Raw genomic sequence first — 22,290 nt, 5'->3', positions numbered from 1 at the left:
AAAGTGCTTGTAACAGGATTTTAAAATCCTGTTACAAGTACTTTTTTATTGTCTGAAAACAACGCTAATCAAAATAAGCAATGTTTTTCAGTGCCCTCCTCATTTGAAAGGGTTTTCTTTTAAACTCGACTAAGGTTTTTTATTTTTGTTTGACTTTTACCCTACCTCTTTTGGTTGTTTTAACCTTATACGTTTTTTGTGATTCTCCTTTGTAGGTTTTTGAATATTTCACCCTCAAGTTGTTATAATCAGCGAAAGGTTCTTTATCATCTGTAAGTACCACTTTATAACCGTTGTAAAGATCATAATTCTTATAGGCTACTGGCATTGTAGTTTTTCTAACCCATTTGCCGTCCTGTTGATAGACATACTCTCCTTTTCTAACGTCGTAGTACGTTTCTGTAGCTGGAATGTAGTAATAGGTTGCGTTGTCATTTCCTGCAACGCCCCAACCCGGAATTGTTACTGTTGCTTTAACCTGTGTCTGCGCCTGTGCTGAACTAAAGGCAATACAAAGTAGTGCTGCCAGCAAAAATTTTGGTAATTTCATAATTAATTGTTTTTAAATTTGACCTAAATCAGTGAACATCAAAGGTCACCCTAATCATCAACTAATATGTTGTACTATTAATTTATTTAATAGTATAATTTACAGTTTTTATTACGTTCAAAATTTCAAAACTAATTTAAACCCCCTTTGTGGATGAGGGTTTTGTTTTTTGTACTATTATTTACCTACATTAGCTAAAGAAAAAGACATTTCCAAAACACTATAATTAATTGGTTTATAAACCTTTGGGAAAAAGAAATAGATTACAACTTTGAAATAGAATTTTCAATTAATGATTTGCTATTTTTGATTATTACTTTACCATTAATTTTGAGATTTTTTATAAAATAAAAACACTTTGAGACTTTATGTCTTAGCGACAAAAACTAAACCCTATGAACCTAAAAAACTCCCAACTAACTGTTGACACTTGGATAAAAGAACACGGTGTTCGCTACTTCAACGAACTCACAAATATGGCACAGCTTACTGAGGAAGTAGGCGAAGTGGCCCGAATTATAGCTCGCCGTTATGGAGAACAATCTGAAAAAGAAAGTGATAAAAACAAAGATCTTGGCGAAGAACTTGCCGATGTGGTTTTTGTTGTTTTATGTCTTGCCAATCAAACCGGAATCGATTTGCAAGAAGCATTTGATAAAAAAATGGATTTAAAATCAATACGAGATAAAGACAGACACAAAAACAATGAAAAATTAAAATAATTTAAATCTCTGTGTATCTTTGCGATTCTTTGTGAAAAAATTAAATATGAATTTACTGCTGCAACCTTCAATCTGCAATCCGCAATCTGATGTTAAAATAACTGGTTCTAAATCTGAAACCAATCGATTATTGTTACTTCAGGCTTTATTTCCAAATATTACCATAGAAAATATATCAAATTCTGATGATAGTGAGGTAATGCAAATGGCATTAAAAGGCAATCAGGAAATTATTGACATTCATCACGCAGGAACTGCTATGCGATTTTTGACAGCATTTTTTGCCATTCAGGAAAATAGAACCGTTACTCTTACTGGTTCCCCGAGAATGAAAGAGCGTCCTATCAAGATTTTAGTTGATGCTTTACGACAATTAGGAGCCAAAATAGAATATGTCGAAGGCGAAGGTTTTCCGCCTATAAAAATCAAAGGACAAAAACTTACGAAAAGCAACGTTGCTTTACCAGCAAGTGTGAGCAGTCAATACATTTCAGCACTTTTGCTGATAGCCTCAAAATTTGAAAACGGAATCGAATTGAAATTAGAGGGCCAAATTACTTCTGTTCCTTACATAAAAATGACATTGGCGTTACTGAACGAAATTGGAGTTGCAACTTCATTCATTGGAAATATAATTATAGTAAAACCCAACACCCAACGCCTAGCGCCTAAAACTCTCACTGTAGAATCTGACTGGTCTTCGGCTTCATATTTTTATTCTATTGTGGCTTTGGCCAAAGAAGGAACAACAATAACTTTGTCCAGTTATAAAGAAAATAGTTTGCAAGGCGATTCCGCTTTGGCAGAAATCTATTTAAAACTTGGAGTAGAAACTATTTTTGTAAATAACTCAATTATTTTGCGAAAATCTGCAATCTGCAATCTGCAATCTGCAATCTGCAATCTGAATTCTTCTCCTGACATTGCTCAAACCATTGTGGTGACTTGTCTTGGTTTAGGAATTGGTTGTCATTTAACAGGTTTACATACTTTAAAAATAAAGGAAACAGACAGATTACAAGCATTAAGAATCGAATTGACAAAATTGGGAGCGACTATTTCTGTTACAAATGAAAGCTTGACGCTTCAACCTTCTGAGCATATCAATTCTAATGTAAAAATCGCTACTTATAATGACCACAGAATGGCAATGGCATTTGCTCCTTTGGCATTAAAAGTGCCAATTATTATAGAAAATGCCGAAGTGGTTTCTAAATCCTTTCCTGATTTTTGGAATGATTTAAAAAGTTTGGGTTTCGGAATGTCAGAAATCGATTAAATTAAATTTCTATTTGTGGCTTCGTCCCTTTGTGGCATTGGACTTATTAAAATAAACACCGAAACACTTGACAACGCCTATCTCACAATCGTATATTTGCACACGATTTAAAATTATGACTTCAAAACTCGTAATTAATTAACTCATAACTCATAACTTTTTCAAATGAAATTATCACATTTCCAATTCCATTTACCAAAAGAACTTCTTGCAGAATATCCAGCCGAAAACAGAGACGAATCACGTCTTATGGTTATAGACCGAAAAAAACAAACTATTGAACACAAAACGTTCAAAGATGTTATCGATTATTTTGATGAAGGTGATGTTCTTATTTTGAATAACACTAAAGTTTTTCCAGCACGTTTATACGGAAACAAAGAAAAAACAGGCGCTAGAATCGAGGTGTTTTTGCTTAGAGAACTAAATGCTGAACAACGCCTTTGGGATGTATTGGTTGATCCGGCACGTAAAATCCGTATTGGAAATAAATTATATTTTGGCAATGACGATTCACTAGTTGCCGAAGTTATTGACAATACAACTTCACGTGGAAGAACTTTGCGTTTTCTATATGATGGTTCTTATGAAGAATTTAGAAATAAATTGACAGAACTTGGTGAAACTCCAATTCCAAAATACATTAGCAGAGATGTAACTCCAGAAGATGCGGATCGTTACCAAACCATTTATGCTAAAGAAGAAGGAGCTGTTGCAGCACCTACTGCTGGTTTGCACTTTTCGAAACATTTGTTGAAAAAACTGGAAATAAAAGGAATAAAATTTGCTGAAGTAACACTTCACGTAGGTTTGGGAACTTTCAATCCTGTTGAGGTAGAAGATTTATCTAAACACAAAATGGATTCCGAAGAATTGAAAATTACTCAAGAAGCCTGCGATATTGTTAATAATGCAAAGGCAAACAAAAAACGCATTTGTACTGTAGGAACTACTTCGATGCGTGCTGTTGAAAGTTCAGTTTCATCGCATAATACGTTAAATCCTTTTGACGGATGGACTAATAAATTTGTTTTTCCTCCTCATGATTTTAGTATTCCAACCTGTATGATTACTAATTTTCATACACCAAAATCAACTTTATTGATGATGGTTTCTGCATTTTGTGGGCATGATTTAATGAAAAGAGCTTACGAAGAAGCAATAAAAGAACAGTATAAATTCTATTCTTACGGCGATGCGATGTTAATCATCTAAAAGGCTTATAAAAAATAAATTTCTAAATCTCGTCCGCAATGACGAGATTTTTTATTTTGTAAAAAACGATTTTGAAGGCGTGTCTTTTCTTGCATATTGAAAACGATCTACTAATTTAGGTAAACAATATCCGTCAAGGCCATTTAGCGCAACAACATTGCCTTTGTCAATTTGCAACCAGCCATCTTCGTGTTGTAGATTTTTATCAAAAAATAGGTTCTCAATGGAAGCTACAATATGAATAGTGTCATTTTCCTTAATATAATATTCATTCACATATTTACAATATAACTGAACGGGACTTCCTTTTACAAAAGGGATTTCAATGTTATTCTTGTATTCTTCTTCAAGATTTGTTTTGTCAAATTCTGAAATGCCAATTTCGTAATTTGCGGATGTATGATGAGCATCTGCAATCATATCTGCTGTAATGTGATTCACGGTAAAAAAACCAGTTTCCCTAATGTTTTTATAAGTATCTCTTGGAACTGTAGTAGGACGCATTATGAACCCAATTAATGCAGGTTCGCTGCCTAAATGGGTAACACTACTAAAAATAGCTACGTTTGGTTTGCCATCTAAAGATCTTGTAGCTATAAGATTTGCCGATTTATAACCTGTGCAAGAATTGATTAAATTTAATCTTTCAATTTTTTCCAATTGAGATATTTCGTCTTTTGAAATGTGTTTCATCTTATTAATTTAAAGCAAAGATAACTTTGTTTAATAAAATATAATATAAATTAAACAAAATATTTTAATTTTGCTATATTTGAATATTAAACACATTGAAAATAAATTATTTAAAATAACTTTTAAATCCTATATATTTGTTTCTCAAATTTATTGAAATATGAAAACCCTAAAGAAATTTCTTCTTATCATTCTATCATTGATAGTCATTCTTTCCATTGCATTAGTTGGTTATGGATTTTACCTTAAACCCACTTATGAAGGAGAACAAAAACTCAAAAATATCCAAAAGGAAACCACCGTCTATTTTGATGATTTCGGGGTTCCACATATTTACGCGAATTCCCAGAAAGATGCAATGACAGCCTTGGGTTATGTTCACGCACAAGATCGTCTGTGGCAAATGGAATTGATGCGTCGCATTGCTCCGGGAAGATTATCAGAAATGTTTGGTTCAAAAGTTTTAAAGACTGACAAATTTTTCGCAGGTTTGGGCATCAACGAAAATTCCGAAAAAGCAATTGCTAAATTGGATAAAAACTCACAAGCATATCAACTCACCTTGGCCTATATTGACGGTGTAAATCAATATATGGAAGAAGGAAAAACGCCAATCGAGTTCCAAATATTGGGGATTAAAAAAGAAAAATTTACAATAAAGGACGTCTATAATATCTTTGGATATATGTCTTTCAGTTTTGCTATGGCTCAAAAAAACGACCCGTTAATGACTGATATTCGGGGTAAATTGGGTGCAAATTATTTAAAAGATTTTGGTTTGGACGGTTCTTTGGGGACCACTCAAATCAAAAATTTCGACGGGAAAGCTATAGAATATGCCGAAATTTCTAAATCAGTAACTGATTTACTGGAGAGTTCACAAGTGCCGGCTTTTATTGGCAGCAACAGTTGGGTAATTGCACCAAATAAAACTAAAAACGGTAAAGTTATTTTTGCCAATGATCCTCATATTGCTTTTTCTCAGCCTTGTACTTGGTATGAAGCGCATATTATAGTGCCGGATTATGAAATTTATGGGTATTATTTGGCCGGAACACCATTTCCGCTTTTGGCACACAATCATAATTATGCATACGGATTAACAATGTTTGAAAACGATGATGTCGATTTGTTTCAGGAAGAAGAAAATCCAAACAACAAAAACCAATACAAAACGGCCAACGGATTTCAAGATTATAAAATCCGAAAAGAAACCATTAAGGTAAAAGACAGTTCTGATGTGGTTTTAGAGGTTAGAGAAACCCAGCACGGTCCTGTTATGAATGATTTATTGGACGGAATCAAAGACGCGAAGCCGGTTGCAATGTATTGGATTTTTACACAGCAAACCAATCAAATGCTGGAGGCTGTTTATTCACTTTCACACTCCAAGAATTTGATTGATTTTAGAAAGGGAGTTTCCTTAATCGCTGCGCCAGGTTTAAATATAATGTACGGCGATGCCATAGGAAATATCGCCTGGAATACTTCTGGAAAATTATACAAATTGGACAAAACAGTCAATCCAAATTTTATTCTAAATGGAACAAACGGTATCGATGACAAAAAAGAATTTCTAGATTTCTCCAAAAATCCTCACGCTATAAATCCAAGTTGGAATTTTATTTATTCCGCCAATAATCAGCCCGAAGCGGTAGGCGGTTATTTGTATCCAGGCTATTATTTACCTCAAGATCGAGCCAAAAGAATTTTTGGTTTATTGGAGCCCAAAAATAATTGGACAAAAGAAGATGTGGGTCAGATGATAAATGATAATACATCCTCAATTACACCAAGTGTTGTAAAAAATCTGATTTCAGCATTGGATTTAAAATCCCTTTCAAGCAATGAAAAAAAGGCAATGGAAATCCTTAAAAAATGGAACGGTTCTAATAATTTAAAAAATATTGCACCAACTATTTATCAGAAATGGATTTATGAATATTTAAAAAATACGTTTGAGGATGAGTTGGGAGAAGCTGATTTTAAAATGCTTTTGACCACACATATTGTCAAACAAATTATTGAGCCACAAAGTAAAAATGAAAATTCAATTTGGTGGGATGATGTTACTACAAAAAGCAAAAAAGAAACAAGAGCTGAAATTATAAAAAAATCTTTTCACGAAGGGATTATGGCACTTGAAAATCAATTAGGAAAAGAGGTAAATTCTTGGACTTGGGACCGAGTTCATACATTGGAGCACCAACATCCTTTAGGAAAAGTGGCTGCGTTGAGAGGCATTTTTAATGTTGGTCCTTTTAACGTTCCGGGTTCAACCGAAGTGATTAATAATCTGTTTTTTGATTTTACGGATAGTGGAGAATATATCGTTAAAGGCGGACCTTCAACCAGAAGAGTTATTGATTTTTCGGATATAGAAAACAGTATGAGTATTCTGCCAACAGGACAATCTGGGAATCCGTTTAGTAAGCACTACAACGATCAGGCGGAAATGTATGCCGCAGGAAAGTTTCGAAAAATGAAATTGAACAAGGAAGAAATAATCAGGACTTCGACAAAATTGGTTTTCAGCCCAAAATAAATGTGTTGTTTGTCATTTCGACGAAGGAGAAATCACATAACGAGAGCAACTAATGAGATTTCTCCCTTTGGTCGAAATGACAATTCCATTAACTTATAGGTAATACGGTATTATTCCTCCCGATGAACTTTCGTAAAATCGAAAGCTGGAATACAAATTGCCATATATTCGCAAGGTTCATCGAATGGATTGGAGTATTGAACACGTGTATTTTTCTCAATTTTAATGGATTGTCCTCTTTCGAGAATAACAGTTTCACCTTCGATAATAAATTGTTTTTTTCCTGAAATGATATAAGTGTACTCTTCAAATTCAGGAGTTTGAAACGGTTCTTTCCAATGTGGCGGCGCAATCATATGGGCAATTGAAATCGCGGAGTTCTTTGTGGTTGCCATTCCGTGATGTTCTTCGATTAGTTTTCCATCAGTTGTTGGAACTACGAAAGGAGATTTTTGAATAAAGTATTTTTTCATTTTTGTCATTGCGAGCAGCTTGCACAGAGCGAAGTCGAAGTGAAGCAATCTCATTTAAGTTATCAATATTTTTTTAATCCCAGACATATTTCCAGGAACCGTCTTTTTGTTTTTTCCAAACAGTGTGAAATATACCCTTGAAATCTTTCTTATTTTCCAAAGAATCTTTGACTGTCCAAATGTATTTCCCATATGTAAAAGCCATTTCTCCGTCTTTGGAAACTTCAACAAAATCGGGTTTCCAGGTTACGGAAGCTTTTTTGAATTTAAGATTGCTGTAATATTTTTTGATATTTTCTTTGCCACGAATTAGCGTATCGTTTTCTCTTTTTATCACGGCATTATCATCGGCAAAAGAGTAAAAAGCCGCTGAAATTCCTTTGGTTTGAGACAGGTTTTTAAAGTCGTCTTCAGCCTTGTATACTTCAGCCTCTAGTTCCAATTTGGATTTTATTTTAGTTTCGCAACTTGTCATACAAATGACGACTAAAAACAAAAGAAATATCTTTTTCATAGAATTATTTTCTCAGCAGTTTACTCAAAACTCCGAATGCACCTCTAATAAAAGTAGCACTCGTCAGAACTTTTATAACTGATTTGGTTACAGCTCCGGTTGCGTCTCCGGATTGTTTTTCTTCTTTTTCCGCTGCTTTTTCTTCTTGTTGTTTAGCAACTTCTTGTTCGACAACAGCTATTTTTTTGTTCAGAATTTCATAAGCACTTTCCCTGTCTATGAGTTCAGAATATTTTCTGACCAGCTTTGATTTGGCGTTGATTTCCTGAATTTCACTTTCTGTCAAAACATCCATTCTGCTTGTTGGCGCTCGCATCATTGTAGCTGCAAGTGGAGTAGGAATTCCTTTTTCATTCAAGGCGGTGACCAATGCTTCACCAATTCCGAGACTAGTCAATAATTCTTCAGTTTTATAGAAGTCAGATGAAGGATAATTGTCGGCAGTTTGCTTGATGGCTTGACGATCATTTGCCGTAAAAGCTCGCAAAGCGTGTTGTATTTTCAATCCTAATTGTGCCAAAACACCACTTGGAACGTCCATTGGATTTTGAGTTATAAAGTAAACGCCAACTCCTTTGGAACGAATCAGTTTTACAATTGTTTCTATTTGTTCCAATAATGTTTTGCTGGCTTCCTTGAAAATCAAATGTGCTTCGTCAATAAAAATCACCAATTCGGGTTGGTCTGAATCTCCTTTTTCAGGCATTTGATTGTATATTTCGGCCAATAGACTCAGCATAAAAGTCGAAAACAACTTGGGTTTATCTTGAATATCTGTTAGGCGGATGATGTTGACGTAACCTTTTCCATTTTCGTCAAAGCGCATTAAATCATTAATATCAAAAGACATTTCACCAAAAAATAAGTCGGCTCCTTGTTGTTCGAGTTCAATTATTTTTCGTAAAATTGTTCCAGTTGTCGAGGTAGAAATCTTGCCATAGCTTTCTTCAATTTCGGCTTTCCCTTCTTCGGTAATATAATTGATTACTTTTTTAATGTCCTTTAAATCCAAAAGAGGCATTTTATTGTCATCACAATATTTGAATATTACTGAAACTACTCCAGCCTGTGTATCGTTCAAATCCAAAATTCTTGAAAACAATACGGGTCCAAATTCTGAAACCGTTGAGCGCAGCCTAACGCCACTTTGTTCAGATAATGACATTAATTCCACCGGAAAACTTGCTATTTTGAATGGAATATTGATTTTTGCGTGACGCTCTGTTATAAAAGGTTTTTCTTCTCCTTCTTTGGCAATACCACTAAAGTCACCCTTGATATCCATCATCAAAACAGGAATCCCAAACGATGATAACTGCTCAGAAAGTACTTGAATGGTCTTGGTTTTTCCTGTTCCAGTTGCGCCTGCAATTAATCCGTGACGATTCAACGTTTTTAAAGGGATTTTTATATGTGCATCAGTCAAAGCTTCGCCATCAAGCATTGCGCCTCCAAGAATAATGCTTTCTCCTTTTGAAAGATAGCCGTCCTTAATTTGTTTTATAAAATCTTCTTTTCTACTCATATTTGTTTTTGGATTAAATTTATTTTTAATGGATATTATTTTTCACTTATGTAAATATAACATTTATGATAATTTTTACGTTTTAATATAACGTTTTCAATTAAGTTTAAGCAAAATATGTAATTACAATTTTTTTCCAAAAAGTGTTGAAGCATTATTTAAAAAAGTCATAAAACACTATAAAATTTTTACAAAATAAATGATTTATAGGATGTATTTGATTTTAATGTAATAGAAAAAAGGCTGCTTTTATTTAGTAAAGTTAAAATAATTAGAATAAAAGTAAAAAAAGTTTTTTTATTTAAACTAAAAATATAAATTTGCTCCTCAACAAAAGTTTATTATAACAAAAAATAAATTATTAAAACTATTAAAATTAAAGAAAATGGCAAACGTTAAAAAAGAAAAAGGTTCAGGTTTAGGAGGAAGTATTTCATTAATCATAATTGTAGCCTGTATTTTTTCAGGATGGTTGATTTGGAATTTTATAATGGGTGATGGAGCAAATTTTGAAGGAGGCGTTAATACAGGTCATCCACTTCCAGGAAATTATTTAGCAATGGTATACAAAGGAGGTCCTATTGTACCAGTTTTAATGGGATTGCTTTTAATGGTAATTGTTTTTTCATTTGAGCGTTATGCTGTAATTTCTAAAGCAGCAGGTAAAGGAAATCTTGATAAATTTATGGGTGATGTTCAAAAAAGCATCAAATCAGGTGATATTGAAGGCGCAATTGTTGCTTGTGACAAACAACAAGGTTCTGTTGCAAATGCAATTAGATCGGCTTTAGTTAAATATCAAGAAGTTAAAAAAGAAGGTTTAGACAGCGAAACGGCTGCTGAAACTATCCACAAAGAAATTGAAGAAGCAACTTCACTTGAAATGCCAATGTTAGAAAAACATATGACTATTCTTTCTACATTAGTTTCTTTAGGAACTCTTGCAGGATTATTAGGAACGGTAACAGGTATGATTAAAGCGTTTGGTGCATTGGCAAGTTCAGGAACTCCTGATCAAGCGATGTTAGCAAACGGTATTTCTGAGGCACTTATTAATACTGCTACAGGTATCTCTACTTCTGCCTTGGCAATTGTTGTTTACAACTTGTTTACTTCAAAAATTGATACGTTGACTTATGCTATTGATGAAGCTGGTAATACAATCGTGAATACTTACAGACACTTCAGAGGTGCACAAAAATAAACACTAATAATTTTTAAGACTTTAGCTTTGTATTTACTATAGGCTGATTTCTTATCGATTTAAATATATAATTAATGGCTGTAAAAACGCAAAAAAAAGCGACGTCTATTGATATGACGGCTATGTGTGATGTGGCATTCCTTTTGCTTACTTTCTTTATTTTGACCGCCACGGCCAAAATACCGGAAGCACTGCCTGTGGATACGCCGCAATCTACTGTACAAACCAAATTACCCGAAACGGATTTGGCTACTTTGACAATTGGTAAAGGAAAAGTATTTTTTGATTTGAAAGGGAGAGAAGTTCGTAAAAGAACACTTGAGTTGATGGGTCAAAAATATGGTGTTGAGTTTACCGAAGATGAAAAATCAAAATTTTCTTTGATGGAAGGTATTGGAGTACCAGTTGGTAATCTCAAACAACTCATTGCAATGAAGACTGCTGAAAGATCTAAAGCGGGTCAACCAGGAGTTCCAAAAGATTCACTTGACAATCAATTAGCAGAGTGGGTTCAAAATGCCCGTATTGCTAATATTGAACTTAATGACAAGGAATTGCAAATAGCCATAAAAGGAGATGCAAAAGAGGAATATCCATCTATTCGTAAAGTAATGGATATTTTACAAGACCAAAAAATCAATAGCTTTAGTTTAGTTACTGGTTTAAGAGGAAAGAATTTTTAATTAAAAAACACACACTAAAATGGCTGAATTAAATACAGGCGACAGTGGAGGCGGTAAGGACAAAAAAGTAAGAAGTAAAAAACAAAACTCAAAAGTAGATTTAACTGCTATGGTGGATTTGGCCTTCTTATTAATCACTTTCTTTATGCTTACTACTACCTTGTCTAAACCACAATCTATGAATTTGGGGTTGCCAGATAAAGATGATGATCCAACTGCAAAACCAATCAAAGTAGATGAAAATCGTACTATGACCATCTTGTTAGGTAAAGACAATAAGTTAGTTCGTTATGTGGGCTTGTTAGCGACTCCAGTTGCCGGCGGCGCTCCTAAAGATTTTATTTATGGTAAAGAAGGGATTCGTAAAGAATTGTTGTCAAGAAAAGCTTCGGTTTTAGCTTATTCAACAGCTAAAGGAAAACCTAAAAACGGAATGATTGTGATTATCAAACCAAGCAAGAAATCAAATTATCGCAATTTGGTTGACATCTTAGACGAAATGGCGATAGTTGATGTGCCTACTTATGCCATTGTCAATGAGTTTACACCTGAAGAAACAAAATTGTTAGAAGGAAAATAAGATTTATTCTTATGACCCAATAACCTAATAATTAAGAAATATGAAATTAGATTTATTAAATAATAATTGGCTTGAAATTGTTTTCGAAGGGCGTAATCAAAAATACGGTGCTTATGATTTGAGAAAATCAGTTACTAAGAACACAACTAGAGCTTTTATCATCGGGACAATACTTTTTGCTATTCTTGTTAGCATACCAACGCTTATGCGTATGATTCCTGACACAACTGAGGATACAACTTTGGACCAAAAAATTACAACAGTAAAGTTACCTCCAAAAGAGAAACCAAAAGAAAATCTTCCACCACCACCACCACCACCACCAAAGGTGGATCAAGTGAAATTTGTGAAACCCGTAGTTGCTAAAGCAGATGAAGTTGTTGAAGAGATTGTTGTAATTAAAGATCTTAAAGACAAAAACATTGGTAAGGAAACCATTAAAGGTGATCCAGATGCAGAGTTAACTGTTGAGCCAGTAGGAACAGGAGTTGCAGCAGTTGTAGAAGAAGATAATACTGTTTATAACACTGCAGGAATCGAGGTTAAACCAGATTTCCCTGGAGGGATGGATAAGTTCAACGCTTTTGTAGCTAAAAATTATCAAGCACCAGAGGAAGAAGGTCTTAAAGGAAAAGTGTATGTTACATTTGTAGTTGAAAAAGATGGTTCGCTTACTGATATCAAAGTACTAAGAGATATTGGTTACGGTACAGGAAAAGAAGCTATCCGTGTTTTGAATAAATGTCCTAGATGGACTCCAGGAGAGCAAAATGGTAAAAAAGTAAGATGTACTTTCAGTTTACCTATTAGTATCCAATCTGCGGAATAATGTTTGAAAACATAATAAAAAACATTCAGAAGAAATCGCTCAAAGAGCGGTTTCTTCTCGTTATGGGAATATTGTTATTTTTGGCTTATCTGGTTTTAGGTTTGATTTTTATCTTTTGGAAAAGTTTCCCAATAGCTATGCTGCCAAAGTATCGAATGGCTTTTGGCGTGGTTTTAATTGTGTATTCGTTTATACGTTTGTTTAGGGTTTATAATGCTAATAATGAATAATTATGTTTAAAAACAGCAAAATTTATATCCTTGTTTTAGTTAGTGTTTTGTTTGTTATGTGCAATCAAAAAGAACAAACCAAAAGCAATAAAGAATCAATATTGAAAGGAACTGCAACTATTTTTGTAGACGAAACACTAACACCTATAATCGAAGATCAGGTTGCTATTTTTGAAAGCAATTATGATGCAAAAATTAATATTGTTTCAATGTCTGAATCAGAAGCAGTCATTTCATTATTCAAAGAAAAGTCCGGTATTGCCGTTTTGACCAGAAATTTGACTTTAAATGAAAATAAAATCTTCGGGCAAAAAAAAATTACACCAAAAATCACTAAATTTGCAACAGACGCTATTGCTTTTATTTCAAATAAGAGCAATAAAGATACTTTGGTAGAGTTAAAGAGTATTATTGAATTTATGCAAGGAAGGCCAAATTCAAGTATTAAAGGTTTGGTTTTTGATAATCCAAATTCTAGTACAGTACGTTATATGAATGAACTTGCCGGAATACAGGCAATTCCAGAAAAAGGTGTTTATTCATTTAAATCAAACCAAGAAGTAATTAAATTTGTTGCTCAAAATAGTGGAATGATAGGTGTTGTTGGTGTAAATTGGTTGTCACAACCAATGCCGGATATGCAAAAATATGTTGATAAAGTAAATGTATTAAGTGTAAAAAGTCTTACAGGAGTAAATTTTTATCCTCCAAGTCAAAACAATATTGCAGAAGGCAAATATCCTTTGGCACGTGATTTGTATGTCATCAACGGACAAGGATATTCTGGATTAGGAATGGGTTTTGCTTCATTCGTTGCAGGGGATATTGGACAAAGAATAATTTTGAAATCAGGATTGTTACCAGTAAGAATTCCAGGCAGAAAAATAAATATTAGGAATGAGATTAATAATGAAAAGAAATAAATTAATATAGTATCGATGAACAAATTTAAAATTTTTAGTATTGTTTTTTTTACTTCAGTTACAATTGGGTTTGCCCAAGACATTGCCCAAGCAAGAAAAGCAATAGATGCAGAACAATATGAAAAGGCAAAATCGATATTAAAGTCGATTATACAGACTAGTCCAATAAACGGAAGGGCTAATTTTATATTAGGGAATGTTTATCTTATTCAATCCGTAACGGATTCAGCAAAAATCGCTTATCAAAAAGGATTAGCGGGAACTGATGGCGCAAGGTTAAATTTTATTGGGTTAGGCCTAATAGATTTAGATAATGGAAATACTGTTTCTGCTGAATCAAATTTTTCATTAGCTTTAAAAGATGCGAAAAAGAAGGATGTAGAGGAATTAATCGCCATAGGAAGAGCTTATACATATTCTATTAAACCTAATTATAAGAAAGCAATAGAATATTTAAACAGAGCTAAACTTATAAATCCTAATGATGCTTTAGTGCAATTGGCACTTGGTGATGCTTTTTATGGAGATAAAAACCAAAATGAAGCTTATGCTGCTTATAGAAATGCTTTTCAATTTGATCCTACACTGTTAAGGGCAAAAATGCAATTAGGTGTTTTGTTAAAAGGGGCTAAATCTTATGACGAGGCTATAAAATCATTTAATGAGGTTATTGCTATAAATCCAAATTACGGCCCTGTATACAGAGAATTAGCTGAGACTTATTACAAATGGGGAAGAAACAAGCCTTCAAAGTCTGCCGAATATATGCAGATTGCTATTGGCCATTATGAAAAGTATCTTAGTCTTACTGATTATTCTTTGAATTCAAGAATGCGTCACGCTGACTTTCTTGTTCTTGTAAAAGATTATAAAGCACTTGAAGTAGAGGCTAATAAAATGATTGAAATGGATAAAGTAAATCCTAGAATCTTTCGTTATTTAGGATATTCAGCCTATGAAAATGGTAACGCTGAAGTTGCTATTAAATCATTAGAAAGTTTTATAGCTAATCCAGACAATAAAGTTATTGCTAAAGACTATTTGTATTTAGGTTCAGCTAAATTTAAAAAAGGATTGAGCGCAGATGGATTATCAATTGATCCTGCCTTATACGATTCAGGTTTGGCCGATATTAAAAAAGCGGTAGAAATGGAGCCTTTGATTATCGAAGATTTGAATGAAGTTGGGAAAAAGATGTTCGGTCTAAAATTATACAAAGAAGCAATTCCTGTGTTTGAATTTGGAACAACAAATACTGAATATAAAAACTATATAGATGATAATATCTATTACGGATTGTCAATTTATTATGCTAACAACAAAAAGGACATAACTCCTGATCCAATTGCATTGCAAAAATCTGATGTCGCTTTTGGAAATGTTATAACAGCTTCGCCAAGCTATCAGGACGCTTATCTTTACAGAGGCAGAACGAATAATATGATTGGGAATGACGAAATGACAATTAAATATTATGAAGAATATGTTGCTAAAATTACGGAAAAAGGTATAGAAGAATTAGCAAAACCTACAACAACAAAAAAAATTATTGAATCTTATAACACAATTGCAGCTAATTATGCAAATTCAGATAAAGTTAAGGCTATAGAATATTTCAATAAAACCCTTACACTTGATCCAACAAATGCTTACGCTACGGAGTCAATAGCTAAATTAAAAAAATAAAATTTTTTTAATAATCCATCTAAACCGATAGTTTCAAAAAAACTATCGGTTTTTTTATGTATCTATGTCATTGTAAGGCATGAAGCAATCTTCTTTCTAATTCCCAAAATCCCAAATTCCTAATTCACTATATTTGCACTTTAAATTAAAAAAATGTTATCAAAAGAAATACAATTAGAAGTTAATAAAGGCGCAATGCTTCCTTTGATGGAAGAATTCTACACCATTCAGGGCGAAGGATTTCATACAGGAACTGCAGCTTATTTTATAAGAATTGGAGGTTGTGATGTGGGATGCCATTGGTGCGATGTCAAAGAAAGCTGGAATGCAGCATTGCATCCACCTACGAGTATTGATTTAATTGTTGCCAATGCTAATAAATATGCAGATACAGTTGTAGTTACCGGAGGGGAACCATTGACTTGGGATATGACTTTATTAACTCAAAAATTAAAAGAGCAAAATCTGAAGGTACATATCGAAACTTCAGGAGCATATGAACTGACTGGACAATGGGATTGGATTTGTCTTTCGCCAAAGAAAAACAAATTGCCAACACAAACCGTTTATGATAAAGCCCACGAGTTGAAAGTCATCATTTTTAACAAACACGATTTTATTTTTGCCGAAGAACAAGCCGAAAAAGTAAACAAAAATGCAATATTATTCCTCCAACCCGAATGGAGTAAAAAAGAAGAAATGACACCACTTATTGTAGATTATGTAATGAACAATCCAAAATGGCGTGTATCTTTACAAACACATAAATACTTGAATATTCCTTAATATGAAAAACTTTTTATTTCTGGTAATTACCTTTTTTGCAATCCAAATAGTTTCAGCACAAGACACTACAACAGGGACAAACGAAAATGTTTATAATACATCCATGATTGATGTAAAACCAGACTTCCCGGGAGGAATGGATGCGTTTTACCAATTTATTAGTAAAAATTATAAATGTCCAAAAGTAGAAAAATTGGCTGGAAAGGTTTATGTAACCTTTGTGATAGAAAAAGACGGAAGTATAACTGGAATAAAAGGCTTGAGAGATATTGGTTATGGAACAGGAAAAGAAGCAATCCGAGTTTTGTACCTTTGTCCAAAGTGGATGCCAGGTGAACAAAATGGACAAAAAGTGAGATGTACATTTAGTTTGCCAATTTCAATAATCGCTACATAAAATTTTCCCAAACATTGTTTGGGATTTTTTATATTTACAAAAAATCAATAATGAAATCACAATTCCTTTTAGATAAAAACATTACTTTTTTAAACCACGGCTCGTTTGGTGCTTGTCCAAAACCAATTTTTGAGGAGTACCAACGATACCAATTGGAACTGGAAACAGAACCAGTTTATTTTATCCAAAAAAAATCAGCAGGATATTTAAAAATCGCCAGAGAAAGATTGTCTGAATATGTGGGTTGTAATTCAGTTGATTTGTTTTTTACACCCAATCCTACTTTTGCCATTAATACCATTATGCGAAGTTTGCATTTGGAGGCAGGCGATGAAATTCTCAGCACAAACCACGAATATGGCGCGATGGACAGGACTTGGAATTTCTATTGCAAAAAATCGGGAGCCAAATATATTCGGCAAAACATATCACTTCCAGTAGTTTCAAAAGAAAAAATCCTGGAAGAATTTTGGAGTGGCTACACTTCTAAAACTAAAATCATTTTTCTCAACCAAATCTCGAGTTGCACTGCTTTAATTTTTCCAATTAAAGAAATTTGCGATAAAGCACGCGAATTGGGATTGATTACTATTATTGATGGCGCTCACGTTCCTGGTCAAATCGATTTGGATATTACAGAATTGAACCCGGATTTTTATACAGGAACACTGCATAAATGGATGTTAGCGCCCAAAGGAAGTTCTTTTCTATATGTAAAAAAGAGTTTTCAGGAAATGCTCGATCCGCTAATTGTGGGTTGGGGTTATGAAAGTGTAACTCCGGGCGAAAGCCAATTTCTGGATTATCAAGAATACCAAGGTACAAGAGAAATCTCAGCATTTTTATGTACCCCAAAAGTCATTGATTTTCTGGAAGAAAATAATTGGAAAACTGTATCTAAGGAATGCAGGCAGGTGGTTTTTGACAATTACCAGCGCTTTTGCGATCTACTCCATACACAACCTATTTGCCCGATTACCGGAGAATTTTTAGGTCAAATGGCAAGTGTTCCAATTAAAACATCTAATCCTGTTGAATTAAAGGAGTTGCTTTTTACTAAATATAAAATCGAAATTCCGGTAATGCCTTTAAATGGAAATTATTTTTTGAGATATTCCATAAATGCCTATAATTCGCAACAAGATTTAGATATTTTGTATAAAGCCTTGCAAGATATAATTGCAACGACAAATTTGATAGAAGTCTAAATGGAACAAATTTCCTCTTTCCTCTTTCTTCTATTCTCTTTGTTCTTTCCTCTTTCTTCTAAATCGAAAGCTTCGCTAAATAATCGTAATGCTCGCCTTCCATTATTAATTCGCATTTTAATCCATTGGCGAAAGCGGCATTTTGCAAAGTGTTGTAATCAATAAACATCCAGTCGAAAGGTTTTTCTTTTTCGCCTTTATAGGAAATATTAAAAACTATTTCGCCATAATATTCATTGTTTGATGGAATCCATTTCCCGCCATCTTCGTCATCGTCAAACATATAAATAATATCAGAGCTGTCCAGTAGAATTTGGCCTCCAGGATTTAATAGGGATTTTAATTTTAGAAGGAATTTGGGAATGTTCTTTAGTCTTCCACACATTCCGGCACCATTCATCAATAGTAAAATGGTGTCAAATTTTTCATTTTCTAAAGTCATTACATCTTGCACTTTGGCTTTTTTCAAACCACGAAGTGTAGATGCCTGAATGGCATTTGCTGAAATATCAATTGAAGTAACGTCAAGATTTCGATCGTTTTGCAAAGTCAGACTATGACTTCCGGCACCACAGCCCACATCAAGAATTTTTCCATTGGCAAGTTGCAGCGCTTTTTGTTCCATCTGTGGCATTTCATCATACGAACGAAAAAGGTAGGCAACACTCATTTCGTCTTCTTCAGAAATGGTGGTTTCAGTAATTAGATCCTCAGGTGAATTATTGGTTTGAAAATCAAGTATGGCTTTTCCGAAAAGGTCTTTCATTAGTGTTGTTATGTTAATTTGGCTATTTGTTGATTTGTTTTAAGTAATTTCGCAAAATGTTTTGTCGAATAACCGAATAAACAAATTTACGAATGAACTCTATTTTAAACAATCTTCCTAAAGAGGCCAAAGATAAGCATATCGAAAACAAAAAGTATTTCGATAAGCTGAAAAAAAAGCAGCCTAAAAATTTGGATTATGTAATGCAGGAATTGCACGAGGCCGAATTCAGGAAAACCGATTGTTTAAAATGTGCCAATTGTTGTAAAACTACTGGGCCATTATTCACTTCTGCTGATATTGAGCGAATTTCAAAACATTTACGACAAAAACCACAACAATTTATAGATCAATATTTACGCATAGACGAAGATAAAGATTATGTGTTGCAAAGCGTTCCTTGTACTTTCTTAGACAGTGACAACACCTGTTTTATTTATGATGTTCGTCCAAAAGCCTGTCGCGAATTTCCACACACCGATAGAAAGAAGTTTCAGCAAATCTCAGATTTGACTTTGCAAAATGTCGCCATTTGCCCGGCAGCTTTCAATATTGTGGAAGAAATGAAGAAGAAAATGCCTTTATGTACGTTGTAGTTTATTGATAAATCAAATTTTTTTTTCTTATTTCCTTAAAATCATTCAAACCTTTCTCCCAGCTTTTTCTAATTTCTTTTTCTGAAGTTCCGGATTCAATTTGTTGTTGCAATTGTTTGGTTCCTGCCAATTTCGTAAAAAATGGATTAAAGAATTTAGTTTTATCTGAGGTTTCGTTATACGCTTTCAATAGCCATTTCAACTCCAATTGGTTTACTTTGGCGACAGCCGATAAATCTTCGCCGTAGCAAATTTCATCTTTATGCATTGGTTCTTTTGAACCAATATTTGGTTTCGGAACAAAGCTAAAATCACTTTTTGGCAAAAAAGGCGAGCCGTAAATTTGGAATTGTTTCTCTGTTCCTCGGCCAACACTCACATTGGTTCCTTCAAAAAGGCACAAACTTGCGTAAAGATTTATTGCCTGATCATTGGGTAAATTCGGTGATGGTTTTACAGGTAAACTGTAATTCATTTTCCGATTGTAATAAATGCAAGGAATAACGGTCAACTTACATTGTACACCATTTTGCAACCATTTTTCTCCATTAATCATTTGTCCATATTCGCCAATGGTCATTCCATACAAGACAGGAACGGGATGCATTCCTACGAAACTCGTGAACTCTTTTTCTAGAATTGGTCCATCTACAATATTTCCGTTTGGATTGGGTCTGTCTAAAATTAGTAGTGGAATATTGTTTTCAGCACAAGCTTCCATTACATAATGCAGTGTGGATAAATAAGTGTAAAAGCGTAAGCCCACATCTTGTAAATCAAAAATCATAACGTCAATTCCTGCTAATTGTTCTGGTTTTGGTTTTCGGTTGTCGCCAAAAAGTGAAATTATGGGCAAGCCTGTTTTGGTGTCTTTACCGTCGATTACGTGTTCTCCAGCATCGGCAGTGCCACGAAAACCGTGTTCTGGGGCAAAAATAATTTGGACATTGGTGTTTTTCGAAAGGAGGAAATCAACTAAATGGGTTTTGTCAGATAGAATTCCGGTTTGATTGGTTACAATTCCAATTTTTTTATCTTTCAATAAAGGTAAATAAGCCGCAAAATTATCGGCACCGGTTTTTATTTCTAGAGAAGTAGTTTTTGTGTTCTCTACTTTCTTGGCAGAACAAGAGCTTGAAAAAATCAACAAAAACAAGAATAAAAACGTATTTTTGACATCAACAAAAGCGAACGGACGTAGTAATAAAGAATTAGATACCATATCGAATTGAATTTAGAATATTTTATAGCGAAACGACTCATAACGGCTAAGGATTATAAAAGTAGCATATCTGCTCCAATTATCAAAATTGCAATTTCCGCTATTGCTATCGGAATGATTATGATGATTGTTTCTGTGGCTACTGGAATTGGTCTGCAACAGAAAATTCGCGATAAAGTTTCTGCCTTCAACGGTCATATCATTATTTCGAATTATGACAACAATCAATCCGAAGTTACACTGGTTCCCATTTCAAAAAATCAGGATTTTTATCCAAAATTCACTTCTGTCCCCGGAGTAAGCCATATTCAGGCTATTGCCAGCAAAGCTGGGATTATCAGAACCGCAGCAGCTTTTGAAGGAATTATTTTTAAAGGAGTTGGTACAGATTATCAATGGGATAACATCAAGGAATACATAGTTTCCGGTCAATTGCCCGATTTTTCAAAAAGCCTTAATCAAGAAGTATTAATATCCCAATTTCTAGCGAACAGACTAAATCTAAAGGTAGGTGATTCTTTCAGTACATTTTTCATCAAAGAAGACCAGAATAAATTGCCCAATATTCGAAGATTTAAAATCACTGGAATTTTTAATTCCGGATTTCAGGATTTCGACGCCACTTATATAATAGGAGATATTCGCCATATACAGCGCATCAACAAGTGGAAGCCAGATCAGGTTGGTGCTTTCGAAGTTTTTGCAAATGATTTTATTAATATCAAATCCATTGGCGAGCAAGTTTATGAGCAAACTTCCTCAACGCTGGACACCAAAACAATAATTGAAAAATACAGTTATATATTCGAATGGTTAAAACTCTTCGATTTCAACATTGTCATTATATTAGTAATAATGATTCTGGTCGCCACTATCAATATGGTTGTGGCATTATTGGTACTCATTCTCGAACGAACCCAAATGATAGGAATACTGAAAGCATTAGGGTCGAATAACTGGTCAGTCAGAAAAATATTTCTTTACAATGCCTTTTATCTTATTGTAAGAGGACTGTTTTGGGGGAATCTAATAGGGATTTCCCTGTTGTTTATTCAGCAATATTTTGGAATCATTAAACTCAATCCCGAAAACTACTATGTAAACCAAGCTCCGGTTTATCTTAACTTTGGATATATAGCACTTCTGAATCTTCTCACGGTCACCGTTTGTTTTCTGGTTTTACTAATTCCATCCTATATTATAACCAAAATTTCCCCGGTAAAAGCCATCCGTTTCGATTAAACTTTTATTATCATTGAGAGGAATGATAAAATCTGGAGCTATTTCCCGCTATTTGTTACAATCTTCTTGTTGGGTATTCCGCCCAATCGGAATACCCAACAAGAAGGATTTCCACTTCTATCGGGGCTAGGGCAGTCGTTTTTCTGTACAAATTTTAGTTTAAATTTAGAACATTCCGCAACTATAACGTTTAAGTGTCTTCGTATTTCACCTCCCTCTCCTTTGGAGAGGGTCGAGGTGAGGTTTTTTATTCATTCCAACCTACACGACTTCAATCGATTAAAAAATACTTTAAAAATACTTTTTAAAAAGGCTTGCGAGAGTGGATTTGTTGTGTACTTTTGCACCCGCAATGAAGGCGACGTTCTTATAAAAGGTTGAAAAAAATTATCAAAAAATAGTTGTTAGAAGAGTAAAGGATT

The 22,290-nt window shown here is 33.9% G+C and carries 23 protein-coding genes; 16 read left to right on the top strand and 7 right to left on the bottom strand.

What is annotated here, in order from left to right; genetic code table 11:
- Positions 1–139: 139 nt before the first annotated feature.
- Positions 140–550, bottom strand: a complete 411-nt coding sequence (locus ACH2BV_RS09155; protein WP_395050423.1) for a hypothetical protein — start codon at positions 548–550, stop codon at positions 140–142.
- A gap of 395 nt (positions 551–945) precedes the next feature.
- Here ACH2BV_RS09155 and ACH2BV_RS09150 point away from each other — a divergent pair, with 395 nt between their 5' ends.
- The 3 genes from ACH2BV_RS09150 (at position 946) to queA (ending at position 3,766) form a co-directional block, all read left to right on the top strand.
- A complete protein-coding gene (locus tag ACH2BV_RS09150) occupies positions 946–1,272 on the top strand; it encodes a nucleotide pyrophosphohydrolase (RefSeq protein WP_395050422.1) in 327 nt (108 codons plus the stop codon).
- Positions 1,273–1,318: 46 nt separating this feature from the next.
- A complete protein-coding gene (locus ACH2BV_RS09145; RefSeq protein ID WP_395050421.1) occupies positions 1,319–2,551 on the top strand; it encodes a 3-phosphoshikimate 1-carboxyvinyltransferase in 1,233 nt (410 codons plus the stop codon).
- A 165-nt stretch (positions 2,552–2,716) separates the two neighbouring features.
- A complete protein-coding gene (gene queA, locus ACH2BV_RS09140) occupies positions 2,717–3,766 on the top strand; it encodes a tRNA preQ1(34) S-adenosylmethionine ribosyltransferase-isomerase QueA (protein ID WP_395050420.1) in 1,050 nt (349 codons plus the stop codon).
- Between the two features lie 51 nt (positions 3,767–3,817).
- Here the strand turns inward: queA and ACH2BV_RS09135 are convergent, their stop codons facing one another.
- Positions 3,818–4,459 (bottom strand): flavin reductase family protein, encoded by a 642-nt coding sequence (locus ACH2BV_RS09135; RefSeq protein WP_395050419.1) that lies wholly within the window; start codon positions 4,457–4,459, stop codon positions 3,818–3,820.
- 160 nt (positions 4,460–4,619) lie between these two features.
- Between ACH2BV_RS09135 and ACH2BV_RS09130 the strand changes: the two genes are divergently transcribed.
- On the top strand, positions 4,620–7,004 hold the full coding sequence (locus ACH2BV_RS09130; protein WP_395050418.1) for a penicillin acylase family protein: 2,385 nt from the start codon (positions 4,620–4,622) through the stop codon (positions 7,002–7,004).
- A 110-nt stretch (positions 7,005–7,114) separates the two neighbouring features.
- On the opposite strand, the gene ACH2BV_RS09125 is transcribed toward ACH2BV_RS09130, so the two are convergent.
- The 3 genes from ACH2BV_RS09125 to ACH2BV_RS09115 form a co-directional block, all read right to left on the bottom strand.
- Positions 7,115–7,477 carry a cupin domain-containing protein gene (locus tag ACH2BV_RS09125; protein ID WP_395050417.1) on the bottom strand — a complete coding sequence of 121 codons (363 nt, stop codon included), beginning with the start codon at positions 7,475–7,477 and terminating at the stop codon, positions 7,115–7,117.
- A gap of 73 nt (positions 7,478–7,550) precedes the next feature.
- The gene (locus ACH2BV_RS09120) at positions 7,551–7,991 is read right to left on the bottom strand and encodes a YybH family protein (RefSeq protein ID WP_395050416.1); all 441 of its coding nucleotides are present in this window, start codon (positions 7,989–7,991) and stop codon (positions 7,551–7,553) included.
- A gap of 4 nt (positions 7,992–7,995) precedes the next feature.
- Positions 7,996–9,516, bottom strand: coding sequence for a helicase HerA-like domain-containing protein (locus ACH2BV_RS09115; RefSeq protein ID WP_395050415.1), 1,521 nt, complete (start codon positions 9,514–9,516; stop codon positions 7,996–7,998).
- Positions 9,517–9,901: 385 nt separating this feature from the next.
- On the opposite strand from ACH2BV_RS09115, the gene ACH2BV_RS09110 reads away from it, so the two are divergent.
- The 10 genes from ACH2BV_RS09110 to ACH2BV_RS09065 all read left to right on the top strand — a co-directional run bounded on the left by ACH2BV_RS09110 (position 9,902) and on the right by ACH2BV_RS09065 (position 18,042).
- Positions 9,902–10,720 (top strand): MotA/TolQ/ExbB proton channel family protein, encoded by an 819-nt coding sequence (locus ACH2BV_RS09110; protein WP_395050414.1) that lies wholly within the window; start codon positions 9,902–9,904, stop codon positions 10,718–10,720.
- Between the two features lie 74 nt (positions 10,721–10,794).
- Positions 10,795–11,403 carry an ExbD/TolR family protein gene (locus ACH2BV_RS09105; protein ID WP_395050413.1) on the top strand — a complete coding sequence of 203 codons (609 nt, stop codon included), beginning with the start codon at positions 10,795–10,797 and terminating at the stop codon, positions 11,401–11,403.
- Positions 11,404–11,422: 19 nt separating this feature from the next.
- Complete coding sequence (locus ACH2BV_RS09100; RefSeq protein WP_395050412.1) at positions 11,423–11,983, top strand: ExbD/TolR family protein; 561 nt, start codon at positions 11,423–11,425, stop codon at positions 11,981–11,983.
- Between the two features lie 40 nt (positions 11,984–12,023).
- Positions 12,024–12,812 (top strand): energy transducer TonB, encoded by a 789-nt coding sequence (locus ACH2BV_RS09095; RefSeq protein ID WP_395050411.1) that lies wholly within the window; start codon positions 12,024–12,026, stop codon positions 12,810–12,812.
- A complete protein-coding gene (locus tag ACH2BV_RS09090; RefSeq protein WP_395050410.1) occupies positions 12,812–13,042 on the top strand; it encodes a hypothetical protein in 231 nt (76 codons plus the stop codon). Before ACH2BV_RS09095 ends, ACH2BV_RS09090 begins: the two co-directional genes overlap by 1 nt.
- A gap of 2 nt (positions 13,043–13,044) precedes the next feature.
- On the top strand, positions 13,045–13,965 hold the full coding sequence (locus tag ACH2BV_RS09085) for a PstS family phosphate ABC transporter substrate-binding protein (RefSeq protein ID WP_395050409.1): 921 nt from the start codon (positions 13,045–13,047) through the stop codon (positions 13,963–13,965).
- A 15-nt stretch (positions 13,966–13,980) separates the two neighbouring features.
- The gene (locus tag ACH2BV_RS09080; protein ID WP_395050408.1) at positions 13,981–15,651 is read left to right on the top strand and encodes a hypothetical protein; all 1,671 of its coding nucleotides are present in this window, start codon (positions 13,981–13,983) and stop codon (positions 15,649–15,651) included.
- A 153-nt stretch (positions 15,652–15,804) separates the two neighbouring features.
- Positions 15,805–16,437, top strand: coding sequence for a 7-carboxy-7-deazaguanine synthase QueE (locus ACH2BV_RS09075; protein ID WP_395050407.1), 633 nt, complete (start codon positions 15,805–15,807; stop codon positions 16,435–16,437).
- Position 16,438: 1 nt separating this feature from the next.
- Positions 16,439–16,834, top strand: coding sequence for an energy transducer TonB (locus ACH2BV_RS09070; protein WP_395050406.1), 396 nt, complete (start codon positions 16,439–16,441; stop codon positions 16,832–16,834).
- Positions 16,835–16,884: 50 nt separating this feature from the next.
- Positions 16,885–18,042 carry an aminotransferase class V-fold PLP-dependent enzyme gene (locus ACH2BV_RS09065; RefSeq protein ID WP_395050405.1) on the top strand — a complete coding sequence of 386 codons (1,158 nt, stop codon included), beginning with the start codon at positions 16,885–16,887 and terminating at the stop codon, positions 18,040–18,042.
- A gap of 58 nt (positions 18,043–18,100) precedes the next feature.
- Here ACH2BV_RS09065 and ACH2BV_RS09060 read toward each other — a convergent pair whose 3' ends face one another.
- The gene (locus ACH2BV_RS09060) at positions 18,101–18,808 is read right to left on the bottom strand and encodes a class I SAM-dependent methyltransferase (protein ID WP_395050404.1); all 708 of its coding nucleotides are present in this window, start codon (positions 18,806–18,808) and stop codon (positions 18,101–18,103) included.
- Between the two features lie 92 nt (positions 18,809–18,900).
- On the opposite strand from ACH2BV_RS09060, the gene ACH2BV_RS09055 reads away from it, so the two are divergent.
- On the top strand, positions 18,901–19,404 hold the full coding sequence (locus ACH2BV_RS09055; protein WP_395050403.1) for a YkgJ family cysteine cluster protein: 504 nt from the start codon (positions 18,901–18,903) through the stop codon (positions 19,402–19,404).
- Position 19,405: 1 nt separating this feature from the next.
- On the opposite strand, the gene ACH2BV_RS09050 is transcribed toward ACH2BV_RS09055, so the two are convergent.
- Entirely contained in the window at positions 19,406–20,626 is a 1,221-nt protein-coding gene (locus ACH2BV_RS09050) for an exo-beta-N-acetylmuramidase NamZ domain-containing protein (protein ID WP_395050402.1), read from the bottom strand.
- Between the two features lie 6 nt (positions 20,627–20,632).
- Between ACH2BV_RS09050 and ACH2BV_RS09045 the strand changes: the two genes are divergently transcribed.
- Positions 20,633–21,868 carry an ABC transporter permease gene (locus ACH2BV_RS09045; RefSeq protein WP_395050401.1) on the top strand — a complete coding sequence of 412 codons (1,236 nt, stop codon included), beginning with the start codon at positions 20,633–20,635 and terminating at the stop codon, positions 21,866–21,868.
- Positions 21,869–22,290: the final 422 nt, after the last annotated feature.

The sequence above is a fragment of the Flavobacterium sp. genome (assembly GCF_043780635.1).
GTDB lineage: Bacteria > Bacteroidota > Bacteroidia > Flavobacteriales > Flavobacteriaceae > Flavobacterium.
The sequence above is the reverse complement of the archived record's forward strand: the minus strand, read 5'-3'. Positions and strand labels throughout refer to the sequence as shown.

Bases quoted from the DNA above. Each gene is read 5' to 3' on its own strand.
- ACH2BV_RS09105 (WP_395050413.1), top strand. From the start codon at position 10,795: ATGGCTGTAAAAACGCAAAAAAAAGCGACGTCTATTGATATGACGGCT.
- ACH2BV_RS09110 (WP_395050414.1), top strand. From the start codon at position 9,902: ATGGCAAACGTTAAAAAAGAAAAAGGTTCAGGTTTAGGAGGAAGTATT.
- ACH2BV_RS09075 (WP_395050407.1), top strand. From the start codon at position 15,805: ATGTTATCAAAAGAAATACAATTAGAAGTTAATAAAGGCGCAATGCTT.
- ACH2BV_RS09080 (WP_395050408.1), top strand. From the start codon at position 13,981: ATGAACAAATTTAAAATTTTTAGTATTGTTTTTTTTACTTCAGTTACA.
- ACH2BV_RS09145 (WP_395050421.1), top strand. From the start codon at position 1,319: ATGAATTTACTGCTGCAACCTTCAATCTGCAATCCGCAATCTGATGTT.
- ACH2BV_RS09070 (WP_395050406.1), top strand. From the start codon at position 16,439: ATGAAAAACTTTTTATTTCTGGTAATTACCTTTTTTGCAATCCAAATA.
- ACH2BV_RS09085 (WP_395050409.1), top strand. From the start codon at position 13,045: ATGTTTAAAAACAGCAAAATTTATATCCTTGTTTTAGTTAGTGTTTTG.
- ACH2BV_RS09100 (WP_395050412.1), top strand. From the start codon at position 11,423: ATGGCTGAATTAAATACAGGCGACAGTGGAGGCGGTAAGGACAAAAAA.
- queA (WP_395050420.1), top strand. From the start codon at position 2,717: ATGAAATTATCACATTTCCAATTCCATTTACCAAAAGAACTTCTTGCA.
- ACH2BV_RS09125 (WP_395050417.1), bottom strand. From the start codon at position 7,477: ATGAAAAAATACTTTATTCAAAAATCTCCTTTCGTAGTTCCAACAACT.
- ACH2BV_RS09090 (WP_395050410.1), top strand. From the start codon at position 12,812: ATGTTTGAAAACATAATAAAAAACATTCAGAAGAAATCGCTCAAAGAG.
- ACH2BV_RS09155 (WP_395050423.1), bottom strand. From the start codon at position 550: ATGAAATTACCAAAATTTTTGCTGGCAGCACTACTTTGTATTGCCTTT.
- ACH2BV_RS09120 (WP_395050416.1), bottom strand. From the start codon at position 7,991: ATGAAAAAGATATTTCTTTTGTTTTTAGTCGTCATTTGTATGACAAGT.
- ACH2BV_RS09150 (WP_395050422.1), top strand. From the start codon at position 946: ATGAACCTAAAAAACTCCCAACTAACTGTTGACACTTGGATAAAAGAA.
- ACH2BV_RS09130 (WP_395050418.1), top strand. From the start codon at position 4,620: ATGAAAACCCTAAAGAAATTTCTTCTTATCATTCTATCATTGATAGTC.
- ACH2BV_RS09055 (WP_395050403.1), top strand. From the start codon at position 18,901: ATGAACTCTATTTTAAACAATCTTCCTAAAGAGGCCAAAGATAAGCAT.
- ACH2BV_RS09095 (WP_395050411.1), top strand. From the start codon at position 12,024: ATGAAATTAGATTTATTAAATAATAATTGGCTTGAAATTGTTTTCGAA.
- ACH2BV_RS09050 (WP_395050402.1), bottom strand. From the start codon at position 20,626: ATGGTATCTAATTCTTTATTACTACGTCCGTTCGCTTTTGTTGATGTC.
- ACH2BV_RS09115 (WP_395050415.1), bottom strand. From the start codon at position 9,516: ATGAGTAGAAAAGAAGATTTTATAAAACAAATTAAGGACGGCTATCTT.
- ACH2BV_RS09065 (WP_395050405.1), top strand. From the start codon at position 16,885: ATGAAATCACAATTCCTTTTAGATAAAAACATTACTTTTTTAAACCAC.
- ACH2BV_RS09135 (WP_395050419.1), bottom strand. From the start codon at position 4,459: ATGAAACACATTTCAAAAGACGAAATATCTCAATTGGAAAAAATTGAA.
- ACH2BV_RS09060 (WP_395050404.1), bottom strand. From the start codon at position 18,808: ATGAAAGACCTTTTCGGAAAAGCCATACTTGATTTTCAAACCAATAAT.